The organism is Paenibacillus sp. FSL H8-0317, assembly GCF_045040685.1.
In the GTDB taxonomy this organism is placed as follows: domain Bacteria; phylum Bacillota; class Bacilli; order Paenibacillales; family Paenibacillaceae; genus Paenibacillus.
In genome coordinates, this window is sequence record NZ_CP150294.1 from 292,512 (window position 1) to 312,914 (window position 20,403).

13 protein-coding genes are annotated in these 20,403 nt (G+C 49.5%); all 13 read left to right on the forward strand.

The window, feature by feature from the left end:
- Positions 1-227: 227 nt before the first annotated feature.
- The 13 genes from MHB43_RS01495 (at position 228) to MHB43_RS01555 (ending at position 20,393) form a co-directional block, all read left to right on the forward strand.
- Positions 228-365 carry a hypothetical protein gene (locus MHB43_RS01495; RefSeq protein WP_221822300.1) on the forward strand — a complete coding sequence of 46 codons (138 nt, stop codon included), beginning with the start codon at positions 228-230 and terminating at the stop codon, positions 363-365.
- 64 nt (positions 366-429) lie between these two features.
- A complete protein-coding gene (locus MHB43_RS01500; RefSeq protein WP_405131187.1) occupies positions 430-1,194 on the forward strand; it encodes a copper homeostasis protein CutC in 765 nt (254 codons plus the stop codon).
- Positions 1,195-1,223: 29 nt separating this feature from the next.
- On the forward strand, positions 1,224-2,684 hold the full coding sequence (locus MHB43_RS01505) for an alpha-L-fucosidase (protein WP_405131188.1): 1,461 nt from the start codon (positions 1,224-1,226) through the stop codon (positions 2,682-2,684).
- A gap of 1 nt (position 2,685) precedes the next feature.
- Positions 2,686-4,443 (forward strand): glycoside hydrolase family 35 protein, encoded by a 1,758-nt coding sequence (locus MHB43_RS01510; RefSeq protein ID WP_405131189.1) that lies wholly within the window; start codon positions 2,686-2,688, stop codon positions 4,441-4,443.
- 104 nt (positions 4,444-4,547) lie between these two features.
- Positions 4,548-5,414 (forward strand): sugar phosphate isomerase/epimerase family protein, encoded by an 867-nt coding sequence (locus tag MHB43_RS01515; protein WP_405131190.1) that lies wholly within the window; start codon positions 4,548-4,550, stop codon positions 5,412-5,414.
- Between the two features lie 253 nt (positions 5,415-5,667).
- The gene (locus MHB43_RS01520; protein ID WP_339181202.1) at positions 5,668-6,726 is read left to right on the forward strand and encodes a Gfo/Idh/MocA family oxidoreductase; all 1,059 of its coding nucleotides are present in this window, start codon (positions 5,668-5,670) and stop codon (positions 6,724-6,726) included.
- 370 nt (positions 6,727-7,096) lie between these two features.
- Positions 7,097-8,509 carry an alpha-L-fucosidase gene (locus MHB43_RS01525; RefSeq protein ID WP_339181203.1) on the forward strand — a complete coding sequence of 471 codons (1,413 nt, stop codon included), beginning with the start codon at positions 7,097-7,099 and terminating at the stop codon, positions 8,507-8,509.
- Between the two features lie 314 nt (positions 8,510-8,823).
- A complete protein-coding gene (locus tag MHB43_RS01530) occupies positions 8,824-9,801 on the forward strand; it encodes a sugar ABC transporter permease (protein ID WP_074093076.1) in 978 nt (325 codons plus the stop codon).
- 15 nt (positions 9,802-9,816) lie between these two features.
- Positions 9,817-10,725, forward strand: coding sequence for a carbohydrate ABC transporter permease (locus MHB43_RS01535; protein WP_017691189.1), 909 nt, complete (start codon positions 9,817-9,819; stop codon positions 10,723-10,725).
- Between the two features lie 129 nt (positions 10,726-10,854).
- Positions 10,855-12,492, forward strand: coding sequence for an extracellular solute-binding protein (locus MHB43_RS01540; protein WP_221822293.1), 1,638 nt, complete (start codon positions 10,855-10,857; stop codon positions 12,490-12,492).
- Positions 12,493-12,667: 175 nt separating this feature from the next.
- Entirely contained in the window at positions 12,668-14,887 is a 2,220-nt protein-coding gene (locus tag MHB43_RS01545) for a helix-turn-helix domain-containing protein (protein WP_221822292.1), read from the forward strand.
- Positions 14,888-14,937: 50 nt separating this feature from the next.
- Positions 14,938-17,250, forward strand: a complete 2,313-nt coding sequence (locus tag MHB43_RS01550) for a glycoside hydrolase family 3 N-terminal domain-containing protein (protein WP_221822291.1) — start codon at positions 14,938-14,940, stop codon at positions 17,248-17,250.
- The gene (locus tag MHB43_RS01555) at positions 17,247-20,393 is read left to right on the forward strand and encodes an alpha-mannosidase (protein ID WP_405131191.1); all 3,147 of its coding nucleotides are present in this window, start codon (positions 17,247-17,249) and stop codon (positions 20,391-20,393) included. The genes MHB43_RS01550 and MHB43_RS01555 overlap by 4 nt, the downstream gene beginning before the upstream one ends.
- Positions 20,394-20,403: the final 10 nt, after the last annotated feature.

A 20,403-nucleotide genomic window follows, 5' to 3' on the forward strand; every position in this document is an offset into this window, starting at 1 on the left:
ATAAATAATAACACTATAAATAACAAAAATAACAAAATTCATTAGATAAAGTGATGAAATCCGTTGCGCTCTCTATTTGCTAGCCCATTCCGGTCCCCAAAGGAGAATCCAATCATGAAGATCATTGCCGACAAATCATATATCGTTCAGGAAGGTCAGCCTATTCGGATTGCGTTCCGGGAAGCTGACCGTCGCCCTAATGATGAAGAAGGACCGCAGGAGCGCTGATGATGCGTTCAGTCGGTCCTTATGTCATGAAGCAGGCTGTGTGCAGTTCGAGTGATGTCTATCAATACTGGTTAACGTTGCGAGGGTTGGGTGAGAATACGGGATTGCAATCTCGGAAGTATCTACTTACGACATAATGTCCTGCTGATGATCACCTTAATACGCTGTAATATTCAACGATGAAGTGAAGGGAGCTACATTATGGAAAGACAGCCTGTATTGGAAGTCATTACTGTGAATGTGGAAGATGCCAAGGCAGCTGAGGAGGGAGGGGCTGATCGGATTGAGCTGGTGTCTGCGATGTCCGAAGGAGGGCTTACCCCCAGTTATGGTGTCATGAAGCAAGTACTGTCTCAAGTCTCCATCCCAGTGTATGTCATGATCCGTCCGCATAGCCGCTCGTTCCGCTATAGCGCAGATGACATCCACGCCATGACCCGGGATGTACGCGTGGCGAGGGAACTTGGAGCCGCTGGCATCGTAATCGGTGCCCTCACCGGAGATGGTGAAGTGGACCTTTTACCCATGCAATTATGTATGGCCGAAGCTCAGGGTTTGGGCGTTACGTTTCATCGTGCAATTGATGTGAGCACAAGCTTGACTGAGGCGCTCAAGACCATTAACACATTGGGCAATGTAGAGCGTGTGCTTACATCGGGAGGAAAACGGACAGCGCCTGAAGCGATGCTAGAACTGAAACAACTCCAGCAATTGGGGCAAACCTTGAACATCGCTGTCATGGCAGGGTCGGGGGTCACCATAGAGCGGATTCAAACGCTAGTGAGTCAGACGGGTATCACGGAAATCCATATGGGATCAGGCGTGAGGTACAAAGGCAGCTTTAATTATCCCATTGATCCACATTTGGTTGCAGAAGCCAAGCAGAAGTTATTGCTTGCATCACAGCCGTTCATGGACAGTAGTGCACTGAGTGGCGGTACGAGCAAGGGTGGTCCAATGATATAGGGAGCACTAAATAAAAGGAGTGATACGCCATGAATTATGAACTGCAACCAGCCGAATGGATTAAGGCCGCAGCACAGGTCAGCCCATCCGAACGCCAGCTGAGATGGCAGGAGATGGAGTTCTACGCGTTTATTCATTTTACGGTAAATACATTTACGGATCAGGAATGGGGCACTGGGGAGGAAGACCCGTCGATTTTCAATCCTTCTGAACTGAGCGCAACGCAATGGGTGCAGGCGTGCAAGGCTGCGGGGATGAAGGGGCTAATTTTGACGTGTAAGCATCATGATGGGTTTTGTTTGTGGCCGAGTCAGTTTACAGCGCATACGGTCGCGGCTAGTCCGTGGAGGAACGGTACGGGGGATTTGGTTCGGGAAGTTTCCGATGCCTGCCGTGAGGGCGGATTGAAGTTTGGCGTGTACCTGTCTCCTTGGGATCGTCATGAAGCCACTTATGGAGATTCCGAGAGGTATAACGAGTTTTTTCTCCAACAGTTACGCGAGCTGCTTACGAATTATGGCGACATCTTCTGTGTATGGTTTGATGGTGCATGTGGGGAGGGTCCGAATGGCAAAAGGCAGGTCTATGACTGGGACGCCTATTATGCGCTTATTCGTGAACTTCAGCCTGAGGCTGTCATCTCAGTATGTGGCCCGGATGTTCGCTGGTGCGGCAATGAGGCGGGGCATACACGGGAATCGGAATGGAGCGTTGTGCCAGCGCATATGCAGGATAATGAGAAGATTCAGGAGCAATCACAACAGGTGGATGATGGTGAGTTTGCCACAAGGATCAATACGCAGGACAGTGATTTGGGAAGCCGAGAGGTTATTCGTTTCCAAAGTGAGCCACTGATCTGGTACCCTGCCGAGGTGAATACCTCGATTCGCCCAGGATGGTTCTATCATGCCAGTGAAGATGATCAGGTCAAAACATTGGAAGAATTGCTCACCGTCTATTACGGCACAGTGGGGGGCAACGCTACCTTTTTACTCAATCTGCCACCGGATACGCGTGGTCTCATTCACGAAACGGATGTCGAGCGACTACAGGAATTGGGAGATTCGCTGCGCACCATTTTTCAGGAAAATTTCGCCTTGCAGGCGCTGGTAAAAGCATCGGAGACGATGGATGAACAACATGCCGTATCGGAAGTGCTGACGGAACGACGGGATACGTATTGGTGTCCTCACGAAGGAACGGAACAGGCCTGGATCGAGCTGGATTTGCAGGAAGAAAGATCATTTGACCGGGTGGTGCTGATGGAATATATCCAGACAGGCCAACGGATTGAGCGTTTTACACTGGAGTCACTGAGGGCAGATGGTGGTTGGGAAGAGTTCTACAAGGGGACGGTGGTGGGGTATAAGCGAATATGTTGTTTCCCACAGGTCACATCGAGAAAGATGCGATTTTGCATTCATGAATCCAGATGGTACCCTACGTTGTCCGGGTTAGGCATATATCTGAGCGAGCGGGGAGGGTTGTAAAATGGCGGTGCTGACGTATAAAGGTTCACAATTTATGTATGATGGCGAGCCCATTCGGATTTTGTCGGGTGCCATCCATTATTTCAGAGTGGTCCTCGACTATTGGGAGGATCGGTTACTCAAGCTGAAAGTCTGCGGTTTCAATACAGTGGAAACGTATGTGCCATGGAATGTTCATGAGCCACAGCAGGGGCAGTATTGTTTTGAAGGCATGGCTGATCTGGAACGATTTATTCGCACTGCGGGAGATGTGGGTCTGCATGTGATTGTTCGCCCAAGTCCCTATATATGTGCCGAGTGGGAGTTTGGCGGATTACCTGCCTGGCTGCTTGCCGATGATGAAATTCGTCTGCGGTGTAATGATGCCAAATTTCTGGCGAATGTGGATCGTTATTATGATGTGCTTTTGCCCAAATTAAAACCCCTTCTTAGCACTAATGGCGGGCCGATCATCGCGATGCAGATTGAAAATGAGTACGGCAGCTTCGGGAATGATGCGAGTTACCTGCGATATTTACGTGATGGCATGGTGGAGCGCGGTATGGATGTGTTGTTATTTACCTCGGACGGACCGACAGACCACATGCTGCAAGCGGGATCAGTCCCGGGGCATCTGGCTACAGTCAATTTTGGATCAGGTACGGAGGGAGCGTTCGCCAAGCTGCGTGAATATCAGGCGGACGAACCTTTAATGTGCATGGAGTATTGGAACGGCTGGTTCGATCACTGGGGTGAGTCGCATCATACCCGAGAAGCCGCAGATGTGGCTGGTGTGTTTGAGGAGATGCTTCGAGCAGGAGCTTCGGTTAACTTTTATATGTTCCAGGGTGGAACGAACTTCGGATTTTACAACGGGGCGAACTGTCAGCAGAAGGACCAATACGAACCAACGATTACAAGTTACGACTACGATTCACTACTCAGTGAATCCGGGGAGCCGACAGCGAAATTCCATGCGGTGCGTGATCTAATTGCTCGGTATAGCAATGAGGATCTGGGTGAGCTTGTGCTGCCAGAACCGAAGGGAACCATCGCCTATGGGCGAGTGGGGATGACTCAGCAGGCATCATTACTGGCGCAGATGGACCAGATATCAGTCCCGGTGCAACGCACGAATCCAGAACCGATGGAGAAGCTGGGTCAGGATTATGGATTTATTTGTTATCAAACCCGGATATCCGGCCCAAGGGAGCGACAGGAACTGGTGGTCCAGGAGGTGCGTGACCGTGCGCTTGTGTTTGTTGATAGGCAATTTCAAGGTGTGTTCGAACGGGGAAATACGGAATTATCGATTTCCTTTGAAGTGCCGCCAGAGGGCGCAGATCTATTGATCCTTGTTGAAAATATGGGGCGAATCAACTATGGTCCGTACCTGAGAGATCCGAAGGGAATCACCGAGGGTGTGCGACATGGCTTTCAATTTTTATATGATTGGACGATTCATTGTCTGCCATTAACCGATCTGTCGGATTTGCAATTTAGTAATGCGATTAGCGAAGCACAGGGGCCAGCTTTTTATCGAGGAGAGTTTAATATCACGGATGTAAGAGATACTTTTCTGCGTCTGGATAGCTGGACCAAGGGGGTTGTATATGTAAACGGATTCAATCTGGGACGCTACTGGAATAAAGGACCGCAAAAAACGTTGTATGTACCTGCTCCGCTCCTTCACGAAGGTGAGAATGAAATCATGGTATTCGAGCTTCATCAGACGGCTGATCTGGCCGTAACGTTTGTGGATACACCGGATTTGGGCTAGAAAAGGAAAATAGGTGAGCCAAACGATTATTGAGAATTGTCGTGTCCGCCGGAAAAAGGTATACGTTGGGTAAGGACATCGACTACATGAGAGGATGATGAAGAATGAAAGTTGGACTCAGCACCTACAGTCTGCAACAAGCATTGGATCGCAAAGAATTGACCGTACCGGATGCCATTCGTTGGATCGCCGATCAGGGTGGTGAACATGTGGAGATTGTCCCGATGGGATTCAGTCTGATCGATAATCCGGAATTAATTGATGAGATTAAAGCTGTGGCAAAAGAGGTCGGGATCGACATTTCGAATTATGCCATCGGCGCTAACTTTGCTGTGCAGGAGGACGCTGAAGCGTTGGAGCAAGAGATCCAAAATGTGATGCGACATGTGGATGTGGCAGCAGCGCTCGGTGTGAATCTAATGCGTCATGACGTGGCTTTCCGCCCTGCAACAGAAGGGACTGTAGCACAGTTCGAGATTGACCTGCCGGTACTGGTGAAGGCTTGTCAGCGGATAGCCGAGTATGCAGCGGATTTTGGAATCACAACAAGCGTGGAGAACCATGGGTACTATGTGCAGTCGAGTGAGCGCATTCAGCGTTTGTTACACGAGACGGCGCGAAGTAACTTCAAGACCACACTGGATGTTGGCAATTTCCTCTGTGTGGATGAAGATCCGGTGAGTGCCGTAAAAAATAACATTCCGTATGCGTCGATCGTGCACGCCAAAGACTTCTACTGGAGACCTTCCTACCGGAATCCGGGTGAAGGCTGGTTCCAAACCTCGCATGGCAATTACCTGCGCGGCGCCATTGTGGGCCATGGCGATATCGACATGCCTGAGGTATTCCGTGTGTTGAAACAATCAGGGTATGACGGATATATCTCGGTAGAATTTGAAGGCATGGAAGATTGCAAAACGGCCTCACGCATTGCCATGGATAACGTCCGCCGCCTATGGGAAGAGGCATAGGGCTGAGTAGTTGTTTTAAATGAATAAAATTGAATCAAATTCTAAAGAAGGCGTGAGTAACAGAGGGGAAGCTTGGAACTGTAGGAGCGTTAGTGACCGCCTTTGTCTGCGGATTTCAACCGCTAGAGCGGTCAATAAAAAAAATTTGCAGACAACAGCGGCCGAAAGTCCAAGCATTCACCGTCGTTACGGTAAGCCGAATATTATAATTTCCTGAGTCAATTCATATGAAAACGATGGAGGAATCAGCACTATGTCCAAATTGAAAGTCGCCGTTATCGGTGCCGGATCCATATCCGATTGCCATTTGCAAGCCTATGCCAGTAACCCGGACGTTGAAATATACGCTATCTGTGACCTGAATGCAGAACGTGCCGCAGAAGTGGCGAAGCAATATAATGCCCCTCACGTGTTTACCGATTACAAGAAATTGCTCGCCCTGCCTGAGATTCATTCCGTCAGCATCTGCACATGGAACGACTCGCATGCCGAGATTAGCATTGCTGCTCTCGACGCGGGCAAAAACGTATTATGTGAGAAACCACTCTGCCAAACGGTGGAGGATGCGCTCGAAGTAGAGAAGGCCGTTCATCGCAGCGGAAAGCTGCTGCAGGTCGGTTTTGTTCGCCGCTATAGCGACAATGCACAGATTCTGAAGAAGTTTATCGACGAGGGTGAACTGGGCGAGATCTATTATGCCAAAGCCTCCAGTCTGCGTCGTCTGGGCAATCCGGGTGGCTGGTTCTCGGATATCAACCGCTCCGGCGGCGGCCCGCTGATCGATATCGGGGTGCATGTGATCGATATCTGCTGGTATCTGATGGGCAGACCGAAGGTAAAGTCCGTCTCCGCTAACGTCTCTAACCGGTTGGGGAACCGCTCGAACATTAACAATCTGTCGTTCTACAAAGCAGCGGACTATGATGCAAATCAGAACACTGTTGAAGACATGGCGAATGCCCTGATTCGTTTTGAGAACGGCGCTAGCCTGCTCGTGGATGTCAGCTTTACACTTCATGCCAAAGCGGATGAGACCTCGGTCAAACTATATGGCGACAAAGGCGGTGCCGAGTTGGAGCCGGAGATTTCGATCATCGGTGAGAAATTCAATACTATTTTGAACATGACGCCGCAGGTAGATTTCAAATCTTTCGACTTTATGGGATCATTCCGCAATGAAATTAACCATTTTATCGACAGCACGCAGGGACGCAAAGAAACACTTAGCCCAGTCGAAGACGGCGTCGAGGTAATGAAGATGCTCTGCGCCATCTACGAATCAGCACGCCAAGGCCGCGAAATCATGCTGTAAAAGGAGCATTGCAATACGGAGATATTGACTACGTCCCCGAATAGTTACACGAACCGTTTACGCCAAAACGGAAGGTACAGAACCAATCCGAAGCAGCATAGCTAAAAGTTTCGGAAGATCCTACCACACTAAAAATGACAGGATTTAGATGTCCTTCTTAGTTGAATTAAACGTTTACACGATAACGGAGAGGGCAGAAGAAATCTGAAGAAGCGAAGCGCTCGCCTTTATCCCCGGATTTTCCCTCCAGGGAAATAATCATAAAATCTGGGGGTAACAGCGATCGGAAGATTATTCTGACCGCGCAGTGGCCGAGTGTAAACCTATGTGTTCAGCGTTTGACAATGAAATCCTAAGGAGATGAAACAGGATGAGCGAAACCAAAGAAACCGTACTGGAGCAGGAAGAACAGATCGTGGAAGCCGGCGTGCACAATTTTAGCAAAGAGGATGAATGGATCAAACCGGAAGATCCGCTGCTGAATGAGCGGCTGGAGTGGTTCAAGGATCAGAAGCTGGGGTTGATGATGCACTGGGGGCCGTATTCCCAGCTTGGTCTCGTAGAGTCTTGGGCGCTGAGCGACGAGGATGGCGATTGGTCGCGCGATGACATCGACTGGACGGATGACATGGAAGACTTCAAGCGGGAATATTTCGATCTGAACAAAACTTTCAATCCGATTCGTTTCCAGCCCGAGGAATGGGCACAGATGGCGGCAGATAGCGGGTTTAAATACTTCCTGTTCACCACCAAGCACCATGACGGTTTCTGCATGTGGGATACCAAGACGACGGATTACCGGATTACGGGCAAGGACACGCCTTTTCATACCCATAAGTATGCGGACATCTGTCGAGCGCTGTTTGACGCTTTTCGGGCCAAAGGACTGGGTATCTCAGCGTACTTCTCCAAAGCGGACTGGCATACCCCTTATTACTGGGCACCGGGCATGGAGCGTGGACGTCATATGTGGCGCGGCCCGTCGTATGATCCCCATAAGTATCCGTGGCTGTGGGAGAAATTCGTGGAGTTCACACATGAGCAGATCATGGAGCTGCTGACGAATTACGGGCGAATCGAATGTCTGTGGCTGGATGCTGGATGGGTGCGCGAAGGTCGTCATGGTCAGGATATCAGGCTGGGAGAAGTCGTGGAACGGGCGCGTCAGACCACACAACCTTGGCTTCTGTCTGCAGATCGCACCGTGGGTGGGCCGTATGAGAATATCGTTACCCCCGAGCAGACCATACCGGAACATCCGATGAACATTCCATGGGAGAGCTGTATTACCGTGGGGAACTCCTTTGCCTTCGGATTCGATGATCAGTATAAAACGGGAAGACAGCTGGCACATATTCTACTCGAAGTTGTATCCAAAGGTGGTAACCTGGCGCTGAATGTAGGACCACAACCCGATGGGCGTCTGCCAAAAGGGGCAATTCGAGGCATCAAGGGCCTCGGTGAATGGTTGGGTACTCATGGAGAAGGCGTCTATGGAACCCGGATCTGCGGGCCATATTTTACGAAAGATTGGGCTTTCACACAGAAAGAAGAGATCAACACCGTATATGCCTTCCGTATATACCGAAACGAGAATGAGACCGTACAACCACAGTTGGTCATTCCTTATCTGGAAAAGGTAGAGCGGATCGAACTTGTCGGTAGCGATGACGTACTTTCGTATCGGCAGACGGAAGACGGACTTCTCGTGGAACTGTCCCAATCCGCTGCAACCAGTGGTACACCCATCACACATACGTTCAGGCTAGTCACAAGCGCATAGAACGCCATGTCAATTCCGGGGGAGATATAACCACCTCCGGGATTTTTATATTCATACATAAGGGACACAATTCCCAATAGAAACGGCTCGCAATCGCTTGTCACACAAGGGTTTGTGGAATAAAGAGAAGTCGGAGAAAATTGCAAATTGATAAAAGTTTATCGGGCGATGTACTATCAAATCAAGAAAGCGCTACCTGATATGAATGTTTACATCATCTATGTTGAACAAGGAACTAAGAACAGAAAAAAGGATGTTTAAGGGATGTAAATGTAATGTATTATTACACTTGAGGTGTAGAAGGAGTGACGCATATGAGTCGAGCTACGGAAAGCATACCCGCCAAGATGGAACTCCAACAGAGGAAACATGTGGAGCCCAAGCGGCAGCATCCATTCATCAAAAGCCTCAAGAAACACTGGGAGCTCTACCTGCTCGTGTTGCCCCCGGTGTTGTATCTGTTGATCTTCAAGTACATCCCTATGGTGGGTGTCCAGATCGCCTTCAAGGACTTCAGTGTAGTCAAAGGAATCTGGGGAAGCCCGTGGGTCGGATTCAAACACTTTGAGGCCTTCTTCCAATCTCCAAACTTCTGGCTTTTAATCAAAAACACGATAGGTATCAGCTTTTATTCCTTAATCGCCGGTTTCCCTATTCCCATCTTGCTGGCGCTGGCGCTGAATGAGATTCGAACGGGTTACTTCAAGAAGACCGTGCAGATGGTCACCTACGCTCCGCATTTTATCTCCACGGTTGTTATGGTATCCATTATCATTCTAATGCTCTCCCCGCATGTGGGCGTAGTAGACAAGCTGTTCACACTGCTCGGCTTCCCGATGACCAACTTCATGGGCATCCCGGAATACTTCAAATCGATCTATGTCTGGTCCGGAGTATGGCAGGGCATGGGATATTCATCAATCATATACATTGCCGCCCTTGCTGGTGTTGATCCATCTCTCTATGAAGCAGCAAAGATGGACGGCGCATCAAGGCTTCGTAAAATATGGCACATCGACCTCCCATCGCTCGTTCCAGTCACCGTTATCATGCTGATTCTGAGTCTGGGCAGCATTATGGGCGTGGGCTTTGAGAAAATATACCTGATGCAGAATCCGCTCAACACAAGCGCTTCGGAGGTCATCTCCACGTATGTGTACAAGGTGGGTCTGATCGGAGCGAATTTCAGTTTCTCCTCGGCAGTAGGGTTCTTCAACTCCATTATCAACCTGATCCTGCTGGTTATCGTCAACGGCATATCGCGCAAAGTTTCCCAGAACAGCTTGTGGTAAAGGAGGAGCTTATCCATGTTCAACCTGATTAATCGTAACCGGATCAAGGACCCGCTCGGTGACCGCATTTTCATGACATTCAACTACATCTTTCTGTTCGCCATACTGCTAACGGTGTTTTACCCGCTTTTGTATATCATCAGTTCTTCGTTTAGCTCTTCACGAGCCGTGACATCCGGTCAGGTGTGGCTGTTCCCGGTAGACTTTAACATCAAGGCGTACATCTCCATTTTCAAAAGCCAACAGCTTATGCTCGGTTTCTATAACACGATCATTTACACCGTGGTGGGTACGTTCATTAACGTAGTGCTGACCGTCATGCTGGCATATCCTTTGTCACGCAAATCGTTCTATGGACGAGGGGCCATCATTATTTTCATGATGATTACGATGTTTTTTGATGGTGGTCTGATTCCCACCTACCTCTTGATGAAGGACTTGCACCTGCTCGATACACGCTGGGCGATGTGGCTGCCCGGGGCGCTCGCGGTGTTCCAAGTCATCGTGGCAAGGACTTTCTTCCAATCTTCCATCCCGGAAGAGCTTGGCGAGGCCGCGGAAATGGACGGTTGCCGGGATATTCGGTATCTGATCAGCGTGGTTCTTCCCTTATCGAAGCCTATTCTAGCGGTCATGACACTGATGTATGCCGTAGGTCACTGGAATGCGTACTTTGATGCACTGATCTACCTGCGTTCCGAGAAGTTGTTCCCTTTGCAATACGTGCTTCGCAATCTGCTTATCCTGAACGCGGCTGATCCGGCGATGCTTGCCAATACCAGCCAACAGATGCGGGACCAAGGGTTCGAGCAGGTGTTGAAATATGCACTGATTGTTGTCGCGAGCATTCCAATTCTGATCATGTATCCATTTGTACAGAAGCATTTTGTGAAAGGGGTCATGGTTGGTTCCCTCAAAGGTTAATCCTAGTGAGTTAAGCCCGGTTGCCTTTTGAAAGGAGGTGGAAGGAACACGCCGGCTTCCGGGAGCGATTTTATACACGTGCAGTACAAGTCAATAATTTGCCGTTATGAACAAAAAGGAGGAGTCAGATTGAGAAAATCTTGGATTTCGATGTTGTTTCTGGTCTTTGCTTCGATGGCTTTGTTGTCCGCATGCAGTTCATCCGAGGAATCGGGTGGAAGTAGCGACGGTAGCGGGGAGAGCGGTGGTCCTGTAACCATGACCCTCTTTGCTCCGCAAGGCAAAGCGTCCATGGAAGAGAATGAATTCACCCAATTTATCGAAGACAAGTTCGACGTTACCCTAAAATGGGATCTGGCCCCAACAGACGCTTTGCAGGATCGCAGACAATTGCTGCTGGCTAGTGGTGATTATCCGGAAGTATTTCTTCACGGCAAGTTCACCACCTCAGACCTTCAAACCTATGGAAAACAGGGCGTGTTCCTTCCGCTACAAGATCTAATTCAGAAGTATGGTCCGAATCTGACCAAGATTATGGAAGAGAAACCTTACTTCAAAGAAGCCATCACGGCACCGGACGGCAACATTTATGCGCTGCCTATCTTCAATGAATGTTACCACTGTACGTATGCACAGAAATACTGGATCAACACGGAGTGGCTTGATAATTTGGGCCTGAAAATGCCAACCACAACTGATGAACTGTATACCGTTCTGAAGGCGTTTAAGACACAAGATCCAAACGGTAACGGGAAAGCGGACGAGATTCCACTTACAGGCGCACCGAACAAGTATGTATGGAATGGCAACATTGATGCCTACCTGATGAATAGTTTTATATACAATGATAACGACAAATACCTGATCGTGAACGATGGCAAGGTGAGTTTTGCCGCCAATCAGGAAGGCTGGAAGAAAGGGCTGGAGTACATGAACAAGCTCTATGCAGATGGCCTGATTGACCCGGCTTCCTTTACACAGAACGATCAGGCGATAGGACAGCTGGGGAACAAGGAAGGCGACGAAGTGGTCGGCTCCATTACAACAGCGCTGGTCAGTTATCTCGTGAATACTTATGACAAAGACATCACCCGTCACCAACACTGGGAGATCGTTCCTCCATTGAAAGGACCAGATGGAGTGCATACGACAGGCGCTACACAGAGCGTAGGTGAGTTTGAGTTTGCCATCACCAACAAAGCGACAGAAGCACAACAAATTGCCGCCATCAAAATTGTAGACTACATGTTCAGTGAGGAAGGTGCGCTGTACGCGGAGTATGGCCCAACCGAAGGCAAGGGCTGGAAGAAGGCAGATGCCGATGAGAAAAACATCAATGGCGAGCCGGCCAAATACAGCTACTACAACCTGCCTGAGCGTGATCCAAACGTTGTTGTGAACGAGAGTTGGTCACAGATCGGAGCCCATGACTTGTCCAACACGTTCCGTAATCTGTTTGCCGAAGGACAGAACCCTTTAGAGGCAGAGGGTTATGGTACACGTCTGGCTCAAGCTACCAATGTGTATGAACCTTATGCACCCAAAGAAGTATACCCTGCGAACGTATTTATTCGTCCAGAGGATACCGAATCAGCAGCACAACTGACTACAGCCATTAAGGATTATGTGCAGACGAATATGGCACAGTTCATTATTGGCAGCAAGAGCATTGATAAGGAATGGGATTCGTATGTCAAAGGCTTTGATGGTCTCGGACTGAGTAATTACCTTGAGATCTACCAGCGTGCCATTGAGAAAAATCAATAATAGAAGGATTCAATATAGAGGCTGTCCCGTCTGTCACCCGTGACCGGGACGGTCTTCTCCTATGACAACCCCACGTCATCCGATATAATGTACTGAATATTTATGGGAAATTAGCGATCAGCACAGGTGTTTGTCGTCATTCAGCATGAACAGTAACGGTGGGGGGATCTCGGAGATGAACAACAATTGGTTTAGGCGTTTGCTGTTATCGTATCTGCCTGTTTTCTTTATTGTGACGACCATTCTATTTTTTATTTTCTTCCAGGTATTCAATGAACAGAACCGTAGGGAAGCACTCAAGGCCAATGAATTCCTAGCATCACAGGTAACGCAATATCTGGACAACTCCTTGCGTTCCATTGATTTCAAGGTACTGCGTGAGATTTTGACCAACCCTAACTTGAAGAATTATTTCTCGGTATCTGGCAGCGAAGATGTGTATGCCGGCATTCAGGCGGTCCAGGTGGTTGATGAATTGAAAATAGAGTATCCGCTGATTGATTCGATTTATCTCGTTCGATACGGGGATGGCACGGTCTTCAGTAACGGGAAGGCTGTTCCGATTGAAGAGTTCCCGGATGCAGACTTTATTGCAGATAGCCGGTCAAGGGATGAACAGAAGTGGGCAGGAGCACGAGCGTTCAAGGCTTTTCCTTCACAAGCGACGGAGCAGGTGATTACGATTGTGCGAAGTGTAGGAAACGGCAAAGGACTTGTGGTGACAAATGTGGACCTGAGTACCCTGAGAAAATCCATTATGCAGATGTATGATCCGGAATTTACGTTTGTGAACATCTTCAACCGTTCGGGCGGCAATCTGTGGGATAGCAGCATGCCAGGAGGGGTCGCAGCTTCTACTAAAACCACGTCGGGAGAAGTCTTCTCCGAATTTACGTCGAGTTATAGTGGTTGGAAGGTGCAGACAGGTCTCAACAATGGAAAAATCGTCAAGTGGACTCTGCAATTTTATAATATCTGGTTTGCCTTTGCGATAGTGGTTGTGTTGATCGGTGTGGTGTGGGTGATCTATGTGACCCGTAGAAATTACAAGCCGATTCAGCAGATTGTCACGTTAATTCAGACCGTCTCTTCACAGAAACAATCTGGACTGAACTATGGCAAGGAGAATGAGTTCCGATTCATCCATACAACACTGGAACGCATGATTGATCAGACGAGACAATATCAGGAGGAGCATGAAGAGAATCTGATTTTGCAGAAAAAAATGTTTTTTCAGGAGTTGCTGGAGGGCACACGAGACTTTACGAGCACGGAGCTGACAGCGGAGATGAAGAAGTTCAAACTGCCTGAGCTGGAGCATCGTTGGGCCGTCATGGTAATTGAAATGGATCGGTATGATACATTTGTGACGGAGTATCATCATCAGGACCAATCCCTCCTGAAATTTGTGTTATCCAGTATTCTGCAAGAGAGTGCACGCCATGAAGGGACGGAAGTATGGGCTGAATGGATCTCCGATCAGCGTCTGTACGCCATCCTCTGGATTCCGGAAATGGAACAAGCTGAGGAGACTGAACATCGATTGCTTGCTGGTTATCTGGACAGAATCGATCAGTATCTGAACTTCACCGTGACCATTGGTGTTGGTCGGGTTGCTGTCGATATTCGGGGGCTGAGAGCTTCATTGAAAGAAGCCGTGCACGCGCTGGAGTACAAGGCTGTACTGGGGATAAATCGTATCATTCCGTGTAGCGATGTGCCGAATTCGACCAATGATGTGTATGAGTTCCTGAAAACCATCTCACTGTTGGTACAGGCGATGCGTTTATCGGACGATGTCTGGGAAAAGCATTTTGAAAGACTCTTTGAACAAATCAGTGAGTCCGTTCTATCCCGGCAGGAGATTATGAATACGATCCAACTGTTATTTCAACATTACAATCGGGAATTCGCCGAACTTCCACGGGAGTATCAGGAGTCATGGGCTGCTATATTCACCCCACTTCTCCCAAGGCTTGAAGGCTGGGAGACGTTAGACGATCTGCGTAAGCTGTGTTGGGAAGGGTTCAGGGAACTGGCGCTGCAGATGCAGACGCTGCATTGTTCCCGAAAACACAGATCACATATTCTGGAGATTCGCAAATACATCGAAGAGCATTACAACAATCCTGATCTGTCACTGAACTACCTTAGTGATCTATTCGATATTAATCCGAAGTATCTGAGCAAGCTTTTCAAGGATGAGATTGGGGAGAAGTTTGTGGATCTGCTCATTAGTCATCGTATCGAAAAAGCCAAGCTGCTCATGCAGGAGACCGATAAGGCTATTCAGGAGATCAGTGAGGAAGTGGGATACACAAACTATAATTCCTTCAACCGGGCTTTCAAGAACGTGGTGGGTGTGGCACCAAGTGACTACCGCAAAGCCATGTGATGTAAGTGCACCCGCCTAACTAATTCCGAACGCATAAGGAGAATGTGCATATGGACTATAAAGATGCTTCGCTTCCCATTCAGGAGCGGGTTCAGGATCTGATCGGACGGATGACAACGGAAGAGAAGATTGGACAACTCATTCAGCCGATGGGATGGAAGACGTATGATAAAGCAGCTGATGGTACAGTACAGGTGACGGAAGAGTTCAAAGCGGACATGGAACAGGGCGGTGTTGGTTCTCTGTATGGTGTGCTTCGGGCCGATCCATGGACGGAAGTGACACTTGAAACGGGGCTTACTCCACGGCAGGGAGCCGTTGCCACGAATGTCATTCAGCAGTATGCCATGGAGCATTCCCGGCTGGGCATTCCCATTTTGTTCGGAGAAGAATGTTCCCACGGGCATATGGCGATCGGGGCAACAGTTTTTCCGGTACCGTTAATGGTGGGCAGCACATGGAATATGGAGTTATACCGCAAGATGTGTGAAGCCATAGCTGTGGAGACCCGGAGCCAGGGGGGAGCGGCAACGTATTCCCCGGTGCTTGATGTCGTACGTGACCCGAGATGGGGACGGACGGAGGAATGTTTTGCCGAAGATCCATACCTAATCGGTGAATTTGCAGTAGAAGCGATGAAGGGACTACAGGGTGATCGCCTCGATTCCAACCAGACGATTGTCGCGACACTCAAGCATTTTGCGGCTTATGGCAGCTCGGAGGGTGGGCGTAATGCAGCACCTGTGCATATGGGATTACGTGAATTACATGAAATAGATCTGTTGCCGTTCAAAAAAGCAGTGGAAGCCGGGGCTTGCTCCGTGATGACCGCCTATAACGAGATTGATGGCGTACCTTGCACATCCAGTACGTATCTGCTGAATAACCTTCTGCGTGAGCAGTGGGGTTTTGATGGGTTTGTGATTACTGATTTTGGTGCCATTCAGATGCTGGTCCATGGACATAACACCGCTGAGAACGGGGAGCAGGCTGTAGCACAGTCCCTTCAGGCAGGGGTAGACATGGAGATGTCCGGGTACATGTATCGCAAACATCTCGCTCAGGCGTTGGAGCAGGGACTGATCGAAGAGAAGGATCTGGACTTGGCTGTGTGGCGGGTGCTGGAGATGAAATTCAGACTTGGGTTATTTGAACAACCTTTCGTTGATCCAGAGTTTGCAGAGCGGGTTATCGGATGTGAAGACCACAATCAGCTGGCGAGGGAAGTTGCACAAGAGGGGATTGTTTTACTGAAAAATGAGGGGGATACCCTTCCGCTTGCCAAAACAGGTACGAAGCTAGCTGTTATTGGTCCGAACGCGAACCATATCTATAACCAGCTTGGGGACTATACCTCGCCACAGCCGAGAGAACAGATTGTCACCGTACTGGATGGTATTACGCGCAAGCTTGGCGCGGATTCGGGCCAGGTGCTGTACGCACCTGGCTGCCGGATTAAAGGCGATTCCAGAGAGGGCTTTGCACAAGCGCTCGCCTGTGCAGAACAGGCGGATGTCATCGTGATGGTGATGGGTGGTTCCAGCGCCCGCGATTTTGGTGAAGGTACGATCGATTTGCGGACAGGTGCTTCAGTGGTGACCGATGATCCATGGAACGACATGGAGTGTGGTGAGGGCATTGACCGGGCTTCCCTGAATCTCATGGGTGTTCAATTGGAGATGGTACAGGAGGTACATAAGTTGGGGAAACCCGTTATCGTCGTGTATATTAACGGCCGCCCCATTGCTGAACCTTGGATTGATGAGCATGTCCATGCGATTGTGGAAGCGTGGTACCCCGGGCAGGAAGGCGGTAACGCGATTGCAGATATTTTGTTTGGCGATGTGAATCCATCGGGTCGCCTTACGGTTTCCATTCCCAAGCATGTTGGACAACTTCCGGTCTATTATCATGCCAAACGCACTCGTGGCAAGCGGTATCTGGAGATGGATCTGGCGCCGCAGTATCCGTTTGGATATGGACTGAGCTACACCGAATTCAAATACGAGAATGTAAGAGTAATACCAGACGTAATTGGGCCAGAAGATGAAGCGCAGGTGATGGTTGAAGTCACCAATACCGGAGCGGTATCGGGAAGCGAGGTTGTACAGTTGTACATCACGGATATGTCGGCTTCGGTCACCCGGGCTGAAATGTCACTTAAGGGTTTTCGTAAAATCCATCTGGAGCCAGGACAGACTCATACCGTTACGTTCCCTGTGCAAAAAGAACATCTCGCACTGATCGACTCCCGTCTCCAGTCTGTCGTAGAACCGGGTGAATTCAGGCTCATGGTTGGCCGTAATTCCACAGATTGGACCGCTTGCAGTCTGCAGATCCAGAAGGTGGGGGTGGAGGTATGATTCGAATTCAGCGATTCATCGAAGATCTGAAACAGCGGCAATGGCTGGATACGATCGAGCTTCCAGTGTGGGAGATGCAGAGGGCCAGATACATTCGGCCAGGGGAATACGAGTACGAGCAGGCACATGAAAATAAAGATGAGCAGGCAAACAAGGCCATGCAAAACTTGAATCCGCTGAACAGCGTACACGGAACGACGTATTTTCTGCGCAAACGTGTGGAGATTCCGGCGGAATGGCAAGATCAGGCTATTGGTCTGATCTTCGATGCCGGAGGAGAAGGGCTGTTGAAGGTGAATGGCATGCCTTATCATGGACTGGATCGGAATCACTGGTTCGTACCCCTTCCGAGGAGTCGTGTTGGCAATACACCGCAGTTGGAGATTGAACTCTATGATCCGATTCCAGAGCCGCATGATCCACTCAACCGACAAGCTGTTATTCAGCCGCCTATTCAGGGCATTCGGGCAGCATTGGTTCATATTAATCAGCCACTGCAGAGCCTGATGTACAGCGTTACGGTACTCGCCGAGTCGCTCCGGGCATATAACGAGAAGGAGCCCAAGCGGATGGCACTTGTTCAGGCCATTCATCAGGTGATGGATGACATGTACAATGACCCGGAACGCTGGAGTGATGCAGCCTGGATACAGAACTTCGAATATGGGTTAGCACAGTCGGTACAGCAGGAAGACCCGGAGGAATATCGAAGTGGCTTCATGCATCTGGTTGGACAATCCCACATTGATATTGCCTGGCTGTGGCCTGTACGTGAGACGGTTCGCAAGTCCAGTCGCACGTTTTCGACCATGTGTACCTTGATGGACACGTACCCGGATTTTGTGTATTCCCAGAGCCAGCCGCAGTTGTATGCCTTCGTGAAGGATCATTACCCGGAGTTGTACGAGCGAGTTAAAGCCCGTATTGCCGAAGGCCGCTGGGAGTTGGTTGGAGGCATGTGGGTGGAGCCGGATCTGAATATTCCGAGTGGTGAGTCATTGGTTCGGCAAATTCTGTATGGGCAGAACTTCTACCAGGCGGAGTTTGGCAAACGCTCCAACATTGAGTGGCTGCCAGATACCTTTGGTTACTGTGCTTCCTTGCCGCAGATGCTGAAGCTCGCCAATATTCCTTATTTTATGACCACCAAGCTGAATTGGAATGATACCAATGCGTTTCCGTATGACCTCTTCGACTGGGTAGGCATAGATGGCACTTCCGTGCTGGCATATCTGAATCATGGGGTGAATGAACATACGCGTCCCAAAGATGTGGATGAACATTGGCAATCATATAAACAAAAGGATGTGCACCCTGAGCAAATGTTGCTTTACGGACATGGCGATGGTGGTGGCGGCGTGACGAATGAGATGGTGGAGTTTGCGGAGCGATCCCACTTGATGGTGGGACAGCCGATCAGCAAATTCAGCACAGCAGGGGCTTTTTTTGAAGATATATCGTTAAATAACCCGACGTTGCCAAAGTGGCACGGGGACTTGTACCTGGAGCTGCATCGCGGAACCTATACGACCCATGCAAGGAACAAACGTAGCAACCGTAAGGCAGAGGTATTGTACCGGGAAGCGGATATCTGGGGGCAATTTGCCGGAGCTTGCGCCGCACACACGAAGAATGATCTGGATGAAGGCTGGAAGCTGATCATGCTCAACCAATTCCATGACATTATTCCGGGAACGTCGATTCCAGAAGTTTACGTAACGTCCACCGAGGAGTACACGAAAGTATTTGCACTGGGTACATCCGCACTGCGGGAAACGCTGGATACCCTTGCGGAGAACATTGCAACAGATGAAGTCGATGGTCTTCCTTACATTATATTCAACAGCCTCGGCTGGAAACGCGGAGAAAATATCACCATTACAGGGGATGCTCACCTCGCCAGGATGGCAGCATTCGATCGTGAAGGTAACCGTCTGGCCTGTGATCTCGAACAAAAGGAAGACAAGTATACACTGCTCGTGCATGTTCCGTCGATTCCTGCTTTTGGGTATACAACGATATGGCTACGAGAGGCACCGGATGTTATCCTTCCATTAAGGGAAGAAGAACTTTTCCCTTCCACGTGGGAAACGGAATTTTACACGCTTGAGTTCAATGACTTGGGAGAGATTACCCGATGGTATGACAAAACGGTAGGACGCGACTGGCTGAAGCCCGGTGATCGGGCGAATGAGTGGCAGTTTTTCCATGACAAACCGACGTATTGGGATGCTTGGGATATCGATCCACGATTTGAATCCCAGCGCGCAGGTGCGGTGCAGTTGATCTCCAGAGAGGTTGTACAGCACGGGGCTACGCGAGATGTACTGCGTTTTGTCTGGAAGCTGAATCAATCGGAGATCAGTCAGGATATCATTTTGCATCGTTACCAGCGGCGTGTTGATTTCCATACAAAAGTGAACTGGAATGAGAGCCATAAGCTGCTCAAGGTGGCATTTCCGGTGGATCTGGTGGCAGCCAAAGCAGCCTATGAAATCCCGTTTGGAGCGCTGGAGCGTCCAACTCATAACAACACCAGCTGGGAGCAGGCGCAGTTCGAGGTCTGCGGGCATCGCTGGGCGGATATCTCGGAGAGCAACAGTGGTGTGAGTTTGCTGAATGATTGCAAGTACGGGTATGACATCAAGGATCGGATGATCCGCCTGTCCCTGCTTCGTGCCCCGAAATGGCCGGATGAATATGCCGATCAAGGCGATCATGAATTCACGTATTCGATCCTGCCCCACCAGGGAGATTGGCGACAAGCTGCCGTCGTTCGCCGGGCGATGGAGCTGAATCATCCGGTGGAGGTTGTGACAGCGAATCCGTCTTCGGGTCACTTGCCAGCTGAACACGCTTGGGTTCAGTTCCACAGTGAGCATGTCATTCTGGATGCAATTAAGGCTGCGGAAGACGGCTCGGGAACGGTGCTGCGTTTCTACGAATCATCAGGAGGTCGGGAAACGGTGCAGGTTCAGTGGGCTGAAAAGGAAATCAAAGCGTCCATCATTAATCTGCTGGAGGATGAGATCCATCCGTTGGCTTGTCCGAACGGCACATTCGAACTGACCTTTAAACCGTATGAGATCAAGTCGGTGAAACTTGTTGATATCAGTAATGAGTCGAACCTTACATTTACATGAGAATGTAGAG